General features: G+C 74.4%; 10 protein-coding genes. 4 read left to right on the top strand and 6 right to left on the bottom strand.

Annotated elements, in window-relative coordinates; translation table 11 throughout:
* Positions 1-113 precede the first annotated feature (113 nt).
* Together ACR9E3_RS27670 and ACR9E3_RS27665 are read left to right on the top strand one after the other, a co-directional pair.
* Complete coding sequence (locus ACR9E3_RS27670; protein ID WP_460384038.1) at positions 114-2,276, top strand: bifunctional lysylphosphatidylglycerol flippase/synthetase MprF; 2,163 nt, start codon at positions 114-116, stop codon at positions 2,274-2,276.
* A gap of 10 nt (positions 2,277-2,286) precedes the next feature.
* Positions 2,287-2,514, top strand: a complete 228-nt coding sequence (locus ACR9E3_RS27665; RefSeq protein ID WP_460384036.1) for a DUF2630 family protein — start codon at positions 2,287-2,289, stop codon at positions 2,512-2,514.
* A gap of 1 nt (position 2,515) precedes the next feature.
* On the opposite strand, the gene ACR9E3_RS27660 is transcribed toward ACR9E3_RS27665, so the two are convergent.
* From ACR9E3_RS27660 to ACR9E3_RS27635, 6 genes are all read right to left on the bottom strand, one after another.
* Positions 2,516-2,875, bottom strand: a complete 360-nt coding sequence (locus ACR9E3_RS27660; protein ID WP_460384035.1) for a nuclear transport factor 2 family protein — start codon at positions 2,873-2,875, stop codon at positions 2,516-2,518.
* A gap of 92 nt (positions 2,876-2,967) precedes the next feature.
* Positions 2,968-4,521: an amidase gene (locus ACR9E3_RS27655; protein ID WP_460384033.1), complete on the bottom strand. Its 1,554-nt coding sequence runs from the start codon at positions 4,519-4,521 to the stop codon at positions 2,968-2,970.
* 93 nt (positions 4,522-4,614) lie between these two features.
* Positions 4,615-6,312, bottom strand: coding sequence for an MFS transporter (locus ACR9E3_RS27650; RefSeq protein ID WP_460384032.1), 1,698 nt, complete (start codon positions 6,310-6,312; stop codon positions 4,615-4,617).
* 40 nt (positions 6,313-6,352) lie between these two features.
* A complete protein-coding gene (locus tag ACR9E3_RS27645; protein WP_460384031.1) occupies positions 6,353-7,009 on the bottom strand; it encodes a TMEM175 family protein in 657 nt (218 codons plus the stop codon).
* Positions 7,009-7,635, bottom strand: coding sequence for a histidine phosphatase family protein (locus ACR9E3_RS27640; RefSeq protein ID WP_460384029.1), 627 nt, complete (start codon positions 7,633-7,635; stop codon positions 7,009-7,011). Before ACR9E3_RS27640 ends, ACR9E3_RS27645 begins: the two co-directional genes overlap by 1 nt.
* The gene (locus ACR9E3_RS27635) at positions 7,632-8,060 is read right to left on the bottom strand and encodes an HIT family protein (RefSeq protein ID WP_460384028.1); all 429 of its coding nucleotides are present in this window, start codon (positions 8,058-8,060) and stop codon (positions 7,632-7,634) included. Before ACR9E3_RS27635 ends, ACR9E3_RS27640 begins: the two co-directional genes overlap by 4 nt.
* Before the next feature lie 95 nt (positions 8,061-8,155).
* Here ACR9E3_RS27635 and glgX point away from each other — a divergent pair, with 95 nt between their 5' ends.
* Both glgX and treY read left to right on the top strand, forming a co-directional pair.
* The gene (glgX, locus tag ACR9E3_RS27630; protein ID WP_460384027.1) at positions 8,156-10,378 is read left to right on the top strand and encodes a glycogen debranching protein GlgX; all 2,223 of its coding nucleotides are present in this window, start codon (positions 8,156-8,158) and stop codon (positions 10,376-10,378) included.
* Complete coding sequence (gene treY, locus ACR9E3_RS27625) at positions 10,375-12,735, top strand: malto-oligosyltrehalose synthase (protein WP_460384026.1); 2,361 nt, start codon at positions 10,375-10,377, stop codon at positions 12,733-12,735. Before glgX ends, treY begins: the two co-directional genes overlap by 4 nt.

Genomic DNA, 12,735 nt, shown 5'->3' with positions numbered 1-12,735 from the left:
CCCAGAGGATTGTCTCGGCGCGTCCGACATCGGACACTTTCCTCGTCAGTCACCCTTTCAGCCGCATCCCGCGACCGATCGGTCGCGGTCCGTGATGTCCGAGGAGATCGTCCATGACGGTGACCGCCCCTCCGGAACCGACCGAGGCCGGCGACGACCCCCGCGGGCGCGCCAGGGCGACCGTCACGCGCGCGCTGACGACGGCGCGGCGCCGGCCCGTCACCGCCGTGACGGTGCTGGTCCTCCTCGTCGCGGGGCTCCTCACGGGTGGTTTCTGGAGCGCGCTCGCCGACCGGCCCTGGGCGTCCGGGCTGGTGACCGGGGTGCCGGCGCTGGCCGCGGGGCACTGGTGGACGCCGCTGTCGGCGGGCCTCGTCGGCGCCCGTCCCGCGGGTGCGCTGGTCGGGCTCGTCCTCGCCGCGGTCGGGCTCGGGTGGGCCGAGGGACGGATCGGCTCCCGACGGACGCTGCTCGTGCTCGTGGTCGCCCAGCTCGCCGGTCTGCTCGTCGCCGTCGGCCTGGTCGCCGCCCTCGCCGCCACCGGCTGGGCCTGGGCCGTCGCGCTGGCCGGCGCCCTCACCGGGGGGATCACCACCGGCGTGATCGCCGTCCTGGCCGTCGCGTCGGCGACGCTCGCGGCCCCGTGGCGGCTGCGGTTGCGCCTCGTGCTCGTCGGCGTCGTCGCGGTCGGGCTCCTCTTCCTCGGCAGCCTCGCCGACACCGCCCACGCGCTCGTGCTCGTCGTCGCGCTCCCGCTCGGCCGCCGCGTCGCCGGCGCCGGGGAGGCGCCCACCGGCCGGCCGGGCCGTCGCGAGTTCCGCCTGGTCGCCGCGGCCGGCCTCGTCGTCATCGCCGTCATCCGGGTGCTGACGCTCGTGGTGCCGGTCGTCGGGCCGCTGGGCGACACGGCGTCCGACTCGACGGTCGTCGAGACCCTGGTGTCCGTCGTGATCTCGCTGCTGCTCGCCGAGGGTCTGCGTCGCGGGCGCCGGCCGGCGTGGGTCGTGGGTCTCGTCCTCGGCGTGTTCTACCTGCTGCTCGGCCTCCTGGTGATCGTCGCGGTGGCGTACGCGCAGGCGACCGGGCAGATGGACCAGATCGAGCTCGTCGGCCTCGCGGTGTTCGTGCCGAACGCCGTGCTCTGGTCGGCGCTGCTGGTGTGGCTCGTGGTCGGCCGGCACGCGTTCGCCGTCCCGTCGCGCCGGCGGCTGCGGCGCCGGGCCGGGCGCTCCGCCGCGGCCGGACCCGAGGTCGCCCGCGCGGCGCTGCACCGGTACGGCGGCTCGACCATCTCGTGGATGGCGACGTGGCCGGAGAACCGCTACCTGACGCACGGCGCCGACGGTGCGGGCGGCGTCACCGCGTACCGGGTGCACGCCGGGGTGGCCGTGGCGCTCGGCGACCCGATCGTCGCGCCCGCGGAGCGCACCGCCGCGCTCGAGGACTTCCGCGCGCTGGCCGAGCGCTCCGGGTGGGTGCCGTGTCTGTTCTCCACCACCGAGGTGCTCGCCGACGACGCCCGCGCCGCGGGCTGGCGGGCCCTGCAGGTCGCCGAGGACACGCTGATCGACCTCGAGGGTCTCGAGTTCAAGGGCAAGCCCTGGCAGAACGTGCGCAGCGCGTTCAACCGGGCCGGCAAGGCCGGGATCTCCCACCGGATGGTGCACCTCGCCGAGGAGCCCCGGTCCGTCGTCGCCCAGGTCCGCGCGATCTCCGAGGAGTGGGTGGGCGACAAGGGCCTGCCGGAGATGGGCTTCACGCTCGGCGGCGTCGAGGAGGCGCTCGACCCGGAGGTGCGCACCGGCCTCGCCGTCGACGCGGAGGGCACCGTCCAAGGGGTCACCTCGTGGCTGCCGGTGTACGGGCCCGATGACGTCGTGGTGGGCTGGACCCTCGACGTCATGCGGCGGCGCCAGGACGGTTTCCGTGCCGTCGTGGAGTACCTCATCGCCTCGGCGTGTCTGACGTTCCAGGCCGAGGGCGCCTCGTACCTCTCGCTCTCCGGCGCCCCGCTGGCCCGCACCGGGGACTCGGAGGACGCCGCGGAGGGCGAGCACGTCCTGGACCGCGTCCTGGACCGCATGGGCGAGCTGCTCGAGCCCTACTACGGCTTCCGGTCGCTCCACACGTTCAAGGCCAAGTTCCAGCCGCGCTACGCGCCGATGTTCCTGGTCTACCGCGACGAGGCCGACCTGCCCCGCGTGGGCGTCGGGATCGGGCGGGCCTACCTGCCCGACGCCCGCGTGCGCGATCTCGTGGCGCTGGTGCGGAGCTAGGCTCGGGCCCATGGCCGACGACGAGACCCTCTCCCGCATCCACTCCCTCGTGGACGAGGAGCACCAGCTGCGGGCGCACGGCGAGGCGATCAACGACGACGACCGGGCGCGCCTGGAGCAGATCCAGCGCCAGCTCGACCAGTGCTGGGACGTGCTGCGGCGCCACCGCGCCGGTCGCGACTTCGGCGGCGACCCGGGTGAGGCGACCGAGAAGCAGGTGCACGACTACCTGCAGTAGGTCAGCGGAAGGGCGCCTCGAGATCCAGGGTGGCCGCCATCCGCACCACCACCCCGTCCCGGACGGTGAAGACGTCGGCGACGTCGACGGTGTTCGCCGTGCCGTCGAGCAGGGTGCCCTCGACGTGGTGGATCACGACGACGTCGCCGCCGGCGACGCTCGCCCGGCGCCGCGAGCGCATCTCCCGCCAGCTCTCCCGGGAGGCGCGCAGGTACTCCGCCACCGCCGCCGGCCCGCGCCGTTCCCCGCCCATCGGGAACTCGTCCGGCTCGATCCACACGATCTCGGGGTGCATGGCGGCCACCGCGGCGTCGATGTCGCCCCGTTCCCACGCCGCGTAGGCCCCGAGCACCAGCGCCACGTCGTCCTCGCCCGCCGTCGTCGTGCCCCGGGACGCTAGGGGCGGCCCGTCCCGGCCCGCGCCGGTGTTCGCGCAGGGCAGAGCGTCGGTGCTCAGCCGGCGGCCACCGCGCCCGCCGCGACGGGCGGGGCCGGGAAGCCGCCGACCGCCTGCTCGAAGTGGCGGGCGACGCGCAGGCAGGTGAGGTCGTCGAAGTGCCGGCCGACGATCATCATCCCGACCGGCAGCCCGTCGACCGGGGACGCCGGGACCGAGGTGGCGGGGTGGCCGGTGACGTCGGTGGGCGCCGTGTTGACGATCATCTCGAGCGCCCGGGCGACGCTCTCCTCCACCGGCGCGTCGTCCGCGATGATCGTCGAGGGGACGATCGGCACCGTCGGCATGACGAGCACGTCGTACTGCGCGAGCGCCGCGTCGTACCCCGCGCGGGCGGCCGGGACGAGGTTGCGGGCCATCGCGTAGTGCCGGCCGTGCTCGCGCGCGAGCGTGTGGCGCCCGGCCATCGCGATCATCTTCACGGTGTCGGAGAACAGGTGGCCGCGCTCGGCACGCAGGCGGCCGTAGTGCGCGATGAGCTCCGGGTCGTAGAGCCCGTCCCAGTTCAGCCCGTAGCCGTTGCCCTCGATCATCTGGGCGACGACGCCGTCGGTGGCGACGACGCTCCACACCGCGAGCGCGTCCCGGTGCCAGGGCACGGACACCTCCTCGACGGCGAGGCCGGCGCCCGCGAGCACGTCGACCGCCGCGCGCACGCTCGCGTCGACGCCGGGCTGCGAGAGCCCGGCGTGCCCGAAGCCCTCGGTGACGACGCCGACCCGCAGGCCCTCGGCGCCGCGGCCGATCCCGGCGAGGTAGTCGACCGGCTCGATCACGTCGGGCTGGCGCGGGTCGTGGCCGTCGGGGCCGGCCATGATCCCCAGGCAGAGCGCCGCGTCGGAGACCGTGCGGGTCATCGGGCCGAGGTGGTCGATCGTGGCCTCGATGGGGAAGGCGCCGGTGTAGGGCACGAGCCCGTAGGTGGGCTTGTGGCCGACGATCCCGCTCATCGCGGCGGGCATGCGCACCGAGCCGCCCTGGTCGCCGCCGGTCGCGACGTCGACCTCGCCCGCGGCGAGCAGCGCGGCGCTCCCGCTCGACGAGCCACCGGTGATGCGGGTCGGGTCCCAGGGGTTGCGCACCGGTCCCGACACCGAGGTGTGGCTCGATCCCGAGAAGCACAGGTCCTCGCACACGGACTTGCCGGTGACCGTCGCGCCGGCGTCGAGCAGGCGCGTCACGACGGTCGCGTCGCGGGCGGGGACGAAGCCGTCGACCAGGTGGGAGCCGTTGGCCATCGGCACGCCGGCGACGGCGGTGTTGTCCTTCACCGCCATCGTGCGCCCGGCGAGCGGGCCCTCGGCCGCGCCCTCGACCCGGCAGCGGACGTACCAGGCGCCCCACCGGTTCTCGCCCTCGGCGGGCCACGACCACGGGCGGTCCGGGGCGGCGGGTGCGTGGTCGGCCCAGAGCTGCTCGACCCGGTCGTAGGCCCCGAGCGACCCCGCGACCAGCGGGCCGTAGGCCGCGAGCGCGGCGGCGTCGAGGCCGAGGCGGTCGCGCTCGGCGAGGGCGGCGAGCTCTTCGGGCGTGGGTGGCGTGACGGGCACGGCGTCTCCTCGGTGTCTCGCGGACCGCGGGCGGGACGCCTCACGGTAGGGAGGACGGCGCACCCGTGGGTCACGAGCGGGTGACGGTGGCGGTCAGCCGGACGCCCGTCGGGCCCGTTCGGCCGACGACGCCAGCCGCGCGGGTCGCACCGGGTGACGCGCGGGCGCCGCGGGATCGCCGAGGAGGTCCAGACCCGGCTGGTCGGGCTCGGTGCCCCACGCCGACTCGGGGACCTCGGCCGCGGCGACCTCCGTGTCCGGCGGCGGTGGGCGCCGCACGAGCCACGCGGACGTCACCGCCCCCACGACCGACAGGACGGTCACCGCCAGGAAGGCCACGGCGTAGCCCTGGTCCGAGGCGTGGCGGGCCGCCTCGAGGTACTCGGCGACCCGCGGGTCGAACGTCCGGGGGACGAGGCCCGTCTGCTGCGCGTCGGCCAGCGCGTCACGCAGCTCGACCCCGGTCTCGGCGGTCAGGGGCGGGAGCCCGCGCGCCGCGATCCCGTCGGTGAGCGACGAGAGATAGGTCAGGTGGAACACGGCGTAGAGGAGGGCGATCCCGACCGCGCCGCCGCCCTGCTCCGCGGTGGCGGACACCCCGGAGGCCTGCCCGTGGTCGCGCTCGGGGACGGTGTCGAGGCTGACCGGGTCGTTGACGGTGAGCACGACGGCGAGCCCGACGCCGTAGACCACGAGACCCGGCAGCAACCACCAGAAGTCGTTGGTCGAGATGCCGAGCGCGAGCAGCACCCCGGAGACGGCCAGCAGCACGAAGCCCACGACCAGCGGCGGGCGGCCGCCGGCCTTGTCGTACCAGCCGCCCACGAGCGGGGCGATCACGACCATGGGCACGGTGGTCGACAGCAGGGCGAGCCCGGCCAGCGCGGGATCCATCTCGAGGTTGAGCACGAGGACGAGCGGCAGGATCAGCCCGAGGCCCATCTCGGCCATCCCGGCCAGGCCCTGGGAGATCGTGGCCCCGCGGTAGTCGGCGCTCGTGGACAGCAGGCGCAGGTCGAGCAGCGGGTCGGCGATGCGCCGCTCCCGGCGCACGAAGAGCACGGCCGCGACGACGGCGACGACCAGGGAGACGACCACGTCCGGGGCGGTCCAGCCGTCGGTCGTCGTCTGGGCGAGGCCGAACACGAGCCCGACGAGCACCAGGCCCAGCAGCGCGGCGCCGGGCAGGTCGACGTGCAGGCCCTTCTGCCGCGGCCCGTCGGCCGGGACGGACCGCAGGGTCGCCCACAGCGTGACGACGAGCAGCGGCAGGTTGATCAGCAGGACCGCGCGCCAGCTGATCGCCGAGGTCAGCACGCCGCCGATGGTCGGGCCGAGCGCGCCCGCGGTCGCCGCGATCCCGCCCATGAGCCCGAGGGCCCGGCCGCGCTCCCGGGCGTCGAACGTGCTCGACAGGATCGCGACGGTCGCGGGCAGCATCAGGGCACCGCCCGCGCCCTGGCAGACCCGCGCCGCGAGCAGGACCGGGAAGTCCGGTGCCGCGCCGCCGACCGCCGAGGCCCCCGCGAACACGACGGAGCCGAGGAGGAACACCCGGCGGCGCCCGACGAGGTCGCCGAGGCGCCCGCCGAGCACGAGCAGTCCCGCCAGGGGCAGCAGGCTGGCGGTGAGCACCCACTGCACGAGCAGCGAGCTCACCCGGAAGTCCTGGGCGATGTCCGGCAGCGCCAGGGGCACCGCCGTCTGGTCCACGAGGATCATCGCGTTGGCGAGGGTCATCGCGGCGAGGACCGTGCGCTGCGCCGCACGACCCGTCGTCGACGTGGTCATGGGGCGAGCGTCGTCCACCGCCGCGGGGCGGACAAGCCCGTCATCGGCCGGTCGAGCGGTTGAGCCGGCGGTCGACCACGGGGCCGAGGAGCCGCTCGAGGGGGTTCGTCGCGAGGAGCAGCAGCAGCGGCCAGTACCCCCACTGGGGTGCCACGAGCGTCACCAGGAAGACCAGGAGGAACAGCGAGGCCGTGCTCCCCGTGGCGATGTGGCGCGGCGCGGCGGGATCCGCGTCGGTGCGCGAGCGCCGAACCATCACCGTCATGACCGAGAGCAGCGCGCTGCTGACGAACAGCGTCAGCACGTAGAACCGCAGCGTGAACGGGTCGTCCTCGAACGCCCCGACCATCTCGGTGGGGAAGGGCAGCACCACGATCGTGAACAGCCAGGCCGTGTTGACCCACACCAGGCGCGAGCTGACGCGTTCGGCGGCGTTGAACACCCGGTGGTGCGCGGCCCAGAACCGGCCGATGACGACGAAGCTCAGGACGAAGCTGCCGATCGGCGCGAGGTTCTCGGTGATCACGCTCAGGCCGGAGCGCCCGGCCTCGCCGGCCTCGGGGACGAGCTCGGCCAGCGGGAGGATCAGCAGCGTCAGGGCGATCGCGACGACGCCGTCGCTGAAGGCCAGCAGGCGTTCGGGACCGAGCCAGCCGACGTCGTCGGGACGATCGGCGTCGGCCGCGGGGTCGGTCATCAGAGGATCTCCGCGACGTGCTGGGTCTCGTTGACCGCGCTGACCCGGCGGGTCCCCGACCGCGAGACCAGCACCCGCGTCACCGAGGTGTGGTGCAGGGGGAACACCAGCGGGCGGTCGATCCCGAGGATCCCCGTGACGTAGGTGTTGATCACCCCGGCGTGGCACACGACGACCGCGGTCGCCCGCGGGTCCTGGCGGGCCGCCACGGCGTCGAGGGCGGCGGCGACCCGCGCGGCGAACGCGGGCCCGTCGACGTAGGAGGGGTAGACCCCGGCGCGGATGCTGCGCCAGTCCTCGTCGGCCTCGTCACGTAGGTGCACCGGGCGGTAGCTCGCCCGGCCCCGGTCGAACTCGCAGAGGTCCTCGACGGCGGCCGGCTCGGGCACCCCGAGCAGGCGCACCGCCGGCGCCGCCGTCTCCTTCGCCCGCCGCATGGTCGAGGTGACGACCTCGGTGACGTCCGCCCGCTCGGGGGCGGCGGCGAGCCAGGTGGCGAACCGGTCGGCCTGCTCGTGCCCGCGGTCGGAGAGCCCCGGGTCGGCGCCGACCCCCTCGTCGGGGGCGCCGGGCTCCACGGTGGCCGCGAGGGGCTCGCCGTGGCGGACCAGCAGCAGCTGCGTCACGCGTCCGGGACCGCGGACCCGTGGCCCGCGGCGCGCAGGCCGGCGCGGATCGACTCCGCGTGCCGGTCCATCTCCCCCGCGTCCGGGTCGCTGTCGGCCTGCGAGAAGTCGAACGCCTCGAGGCCCCACGCCGGGTGGACGTGCACGTGGAGGTGCGGGACCTCGAACCCGGCGATCATCAGCGCCACGCGCGGCGGGGAGAAGGTGTCGCGGATCACCGACCCGATCGCCTTCGCGACCGTGAGGACGTGGTCGAAGAGACCCTCCGGGGCGTCGAGCCACTGGTCGACCTCCTCCCGCGGGACGACCAGCACGTGGCCGGGCCCCAAGGGGTTGATCGACAGGAACGCCACCACCTGGTCGTCCGACCAGACGAAGCGCCCCGGCAGCTCGCCGTTGATGATCTTGGTGAAGACCGTGGCCACGGCGGCGATCGTAACGGCGCCCGTATCCTCGCCGTGCCGGTCGGGCACCCCCGCCCGTGTCCACCGACGGTCTCCCACTCCCCGGAGGAAGCTCGATGCAGCCCTGGCCCGGCACGTCCTACCCCTTGGGCGCGACCTACGACGGGGCGGGGACCAACTTCTCGCTGTTCAGCGAGGTCGCCGAGGGCGTCGATCTGTGCCTGTTCGACGACGCCGGGCGCGAGACGGTCGTCCCGCTGCCCGAGCGCGACGGCTTCGTCTGGCACGGCTACCTGCCCGGCGTCGTCCCCGGCCAGCGCTACGGCTACCGCGTCCGCGGCCCGTACGAGCCCGACCAGGGGCTGCGGTGCAACAGCCACAAGCTGCTCATCGACCCCTACGCGAAGGCGGTCGACGGCACGCTCGGCACCACCTACGCGTGGGACGAGGCGCTGTTCGGCTACCACTTCGACGACCCCGACGAGGTCAACCACGACGACTCGGCCCCGCACGTGCCGAAGTCCGTGGTGATCAACCCGTTCTTCGACTGGCACGACGACCGCCCGCCGCGCACGCCCTACCACGACACCGTGATCTACGAGGCGCACGTCAAGGGCCTCACGCAGCTGCACCCCGAGGTGCCCGAGGAGATGCGCGGGACCTACTCCGGGGTCGCCCACCCGGCCGTCATCGCGCACCTGCAGCGCCTCGGCATCACGGCGATCGAGCTCATGCCGGTGCACCAGTTCGTGCACGACGACGCCCTGGTCCAGCGCGAGCTGCGCAACTACTGGGGCTACAACACGATCGCCTTCTTCGCCCCGCACTTCGGCTACGCGACGCCGTCGATCACGGGCGCGCCGGCGCCCGGGGCGCACGTGCAGGAGTTCAAGGCGATGGTGCGCGACCTGCACGCGGCCGGCATCGAGGTGATCCTCGACGTCGTCTACAACCACACCGCCGAGGGCAACCACCAGGGCCCGACCCTGTCGATGCGCGGCGCGGACAACCAGGCCTACTACCGCCTGGTCGACGACGACCCGCGGTACTACATGGACTACACGGGCACCGGGAACTCGCTCAACGTCCGGCACCCGCACACGCTGCAGCTGATCATGGACTCGCTGCGGTACTGGGTCACCGAGATGCACGTCGATGGCTTCCGGTTCGACCTGGCCGCGACGCTCGCCCGCGAGTTCTACGACGTCGACCGGCTCTCGACGTTCTTCGACCTCGTCCAGCAGGACCCGGTGATCTCCCAGGTCAAGCTCATCGCGGAGCCCTGGGACGTCGGCCCCGGCGGCTACCAGGTGGGCAACTTCCCGCCGGGCTGGACCGAGTGGAACGGCAAGTACCGCGACACCGTCCGCGACTTCTGGCGCGGCACCCCGGGGACGCTCGGGGAGTTCGGGTCGCGGCTCACGGGCTCGTCGGACCTCTACCAGGACGACGGGCGCCGCCCTTACGCGTCGGTCAACTTCGTCACCGCGCACGACGGGTTCACCCTCACCGACCTCGTCTCGTACAACGACAAGCACAACGAGGCCAACGGCGAGGGCGGCCAGGACGGCGCCGACGACAACCGCTCCTGGAACCACGGGGTCGAGGGGCCCACCGACGACGCGGCGGTCAACGAGCTGCGGCACCGGCAGCGGCGCAACTTCCTCGCGACGCTGTTCCTGTCCCAGGGCGTGCCGATGCTGCTGCACGGCGACGAGATCGGCCGCACGCAGTACGGCAACAACAACGGCTACTGCCAGGACTCCACGATCTCCTGGATGGAGTGGTCGCCGGAGAAGGCCGACTCCGAGCTCATGGACTACACCGGGAAGGTCGCCGAGCTGCGCGCCTCGCATCCGGTGTTCCGGCGGCGGCGGTTCTTCAACGGCCGCCCGATCCGGCCGGCCGTCGGGGCCCCCACCGACGAGGTCCAGCGCGACATCGCGTGGTTCACCTCCTCGGGCGAGGAGATGGGCGACGCCGACTGGGAGTCGGGCGAGGCGGCCGTGCTGACGGTGTTCCTCAACGGCGACGGCATCCTCGAGAGCGACGCCCGCGGCCAGCGGGTGGTCGACGACAGCTTCATGCTGATCTTCAACGCCCACCACGAGGACGTCGACGTCACCGTGCCCGGCGAGGGCTTCCCCCACCGCTGGGCGACGGTCCTCGACACCACCACCGGCGAGGTGGTCGTGGGCACCGCGCGGACCACGCAGACCTGGAACACGCCGGCCCTGCCCGACGACGTGGCCGACCACGTCGGCGGCGACGTCCTGCGGGTCGCGTCCCGCTCGATGATGCTGCTGCAGCGCACCGACCTCTCGGAGCACTCCTCATGACAGCCGCGGAGCGCAGCGGAGCCGGCGCATCGACCGGAGTCCCTCCGTCGACCTACCGGCTCCAGCTCTCCCCCGCCCAGCCCTTCGCGGCGGCCCGCGAGCTCGTCGGCTACCTCGACGCGCTCGGCGTCGGGGCCCTGTACTGCTCGCCGATCCTGCAGGCGGCGCCCGGGTCGACCCACGGCTACGACGTCGTCGACCCGACGCACGCGAACGACGAGCTCGGCGGCGAGGAGGGGCGGCGCGAGCTCGTCGCCGCCCTGCGGGCCGCCGGGCTCGGCGTGCTCGTCGACCTCGTGCCCAACCACATGGGCGTCGCGGCGCCGGCGGCCAACCCGTCGTGGTGGTCGCTGCTGCGGTCCGGGCCGGACTCGGAGTACGCGTCCTGGTACGACGCCGACCTGACGCAGCCGCTGCTCATCCCGGTGCTCGGGTCGCCGGAGGACACGTCGGCGCTGGAGATCGTCGACGGGGAGCTGCGCTACTACGAGCACCGCTTCCCGATCGCGCCCGGCACCGAGGGCGGGACGCCGCAGGAGGTCCACGAGCGCCAGCACTACCGGCTCGTGCACTGGCGGCGGGGCAACGCCGAGCTGACCTACCGGCGCTTCTTCGACGTCTCCGACCTCGCCGCCGTGCGGGTCGACGACCCGGCCGTCTTCGACGCCACCCACGCCGAGGTGCTGCGCTGGCGGGCCGCGGGCGAGATCGACGGCCTGCGCATCGACCACCCCGACGGCCTCTCGGCGCCGGGCGCCTACCTGCGTCGCCTGCGCGCCGGCCTCGGCGACGAGGCGTGGCTGCTGGTCGAGAAGATCCTCGGCCCCGACGAGGTGCTGCCGCTGTCGTGGCCCGCCGACGGCACCACCGGCTACGAGGCGCTGCGCGAGGTCCAGGGCCTGTTCGTCGACCCCCGCGGCGAGGCGCTGGTCGACGCCGTGGCCGCCGAGCACACCGGGGTCCGGGAGGGCCTCGCCCCCGCCGAGCACGCGGCCCGCCGTCTCGTGACCGACGAGATCCTGGTCGCCGAGGTCCGCCGGATCGCGGCGCTGGTGCCGGGTGGGGGTGACGAGCAGAAGGTCCGCGACGCCGTCGCCGAGCTCCTGTGCTCGTTCCCCGTCTACCGGTCCTACCTGCCCGAGGGGCGGGCCGACCTCGACCGCGCGGTCGACACCGCGGCGACCGCGCGCCCGGAGCTCGCGGACACGGTCCGCGCCATCCACGCCGCGATGCTCGCCGACCCCGACGGCCTGCTGGCGCAGCGCGTCCAGCAGACCAGCGGGATGGTCACCGCCAAGGGCGTCGAGGACACCACGTTCTACCGGTGGAACCGCTTCGTCGCGCTCAACGAGGTCGGCGGGGCCCCCGACCGCTTCGGGGTCTCCCCCGCCGAGTTCCACGCCCGGGCCGCGGCGCGCGAGGCGGCGACGCCCGCCACGATGACCACGCTCTCGACGCACGACACCAAGCGCTCCGAGGACGTCCGGGCCCGCCTGGCCGTGCTGAGCGAGCTGACCGCCGAGTGGGGCGCCTTCCTGCGCTCGGCGTCGGCCCGGCACCCGCTCCCCTCGCCGTCGCTGGAGCTGCTCGCCTGGCAGTCGGTGCTGGGCGCCTGGCCGATCTCCGCCGAGCGCCTGTCGGGCTATCTGCTCAAGGCGGCCAAGGAGGCCAAGCTCGTCACCGCCCACGTGGACGCCGTGGCCGAGGTCGACGAGGCCGTCGCGGCCTGGCCGGACCGGGTGCTGGGCGACGACGCGGCCGTGGCGGAGATCGAGGCGTTCGTCGCCCGGCTCGACGCCCCGGGCCGCGCCAACGCGCTGGGCCAGAAGCTGCTCCAGCTCGCCGGCCCCGGTGTCCCCGACGTCTACCAGGGCACCGAGTGCTTCGAGTACTCGCTCGTCGACCCGGACAACCGCCGTCCCGTCGACTTCGACGCGCGACGCCGGCTGCTCGAGCGCCTCGACGGCGGGTGGGTCCCCTCGATCGACGCCGGCGACCCCGACGAGGTCGCCGCCACCAAGCTCGCGGTCGTCTCCGGGGCCCTGCGCCTGCGCCGTTTCCGGCCCGAGCTCTTCGCCGGCTACGCGCCCCTGCCCGCGGCCGGGGTGGCCGCGGACCACGCGGTCGCCTTCGCCCGGGGCGGCGCGGCGGGCCGCGAGCGGCTCGTCGCCGTCGCCACCCGGCTTCCGGTCGGGCTGGCGGCCGCCGGCGGCTGGCGTGACACCGTCCTGCCCCTGCCCGGGGGCACGTCCGACTGGACCGACGTGATCACCGGCCGCCCCGTCGAGGGCTCCGCGCCCGCTCTGTCGCGTGTGCTCGATCGCTACCCGGTGGCACTGCTCGTCCGCCCTGCTTGA

This window comes from Actinomycetospora sp. C-140, assembly GCF_054796175.1.
Note: the sequence above shows the minus strand (reverse complement) of the source record. Positions and strands in the feature narration are given on the sequence as shown.